The following is a 771-nucleotide window of genomic DNA, read 5'->3' on the forward strand; positions in this document are numbered from 1 at the left end:
GCATCTTTCTGCTAACTGTAGTACACCACAGCGGGGTAGATCGTTGAAGGCATTCCTCAGTTTGAACTGTAACCACTCCTCCCCGACCTTACCAAAGGTGATGACATTAGAGGCAGTATCATGTTCAAAACAGAAATTATTGTCTTTAAAGTCATCTCTGACTTGTCGTGCCTTTTTCAGCGATAAATCAGGATAAAGACCTAACTGAATGCGTCGACGTTTTTTAGTTTGTGGATCTGTATAGCGATAGCACCAAGATTTTCTTCCACTCGGCTCAATCTTCAGGCTAAGCCCATCTTCATCGGATAAAAAACAGGTTTTTTCCTTGCAATGAGCTTGGCGAACTTTAATTTCAGTAAGACTCATGGAATTTAAATGAAACCTAATAAGTGGTTGATTGGATCAATTATATCAAAATAGAACGCTTTATATATGATGCGTATATTACGCATCACATAAATATTTATATATATGTTTTTTATAAAAATTATTGTGAGTTTGTAAGTTAAAATAACCAAAAAAGTAACCATTGTTAAAGTCTGTATTAAGCTACAAAAATCAGTGATAGTTAATCACTATTCTGTAATGAGTTTGTTTTACAGACCTCGTAACCGAGCCTTAATTATCCGAGGCAATATTTCTATCTGGTTTGATTATTTGACTCAATGGTATGCTCATCCGCAAGAAAAAATGGATCAAATCAAACTTAGTCCAATACAGCTATATAACACTGCTTAAGGTATGTCGATATTGCCATTGGCTATCCAAAAA

General features: G+C 35.1%; 1 protein-coding gene. It reads right to left on the bottom strand.

The window, feature by feature from the left end; genetic code table 11:
* A partial coding sequence (locus ACY3FQ_RS18425) for an Arm DNA-binding domain-containing protein (protein WP_489774618.1) occupies positions 1–366 on the bottom strand: 366 nt, incomplete at its 3' end.
* Positions 367–771 lie beyond the last annotated feature (405 nt).

It is taken from the genome of Acinetobacter sp. AB03, from assembly GCF_058107045.1.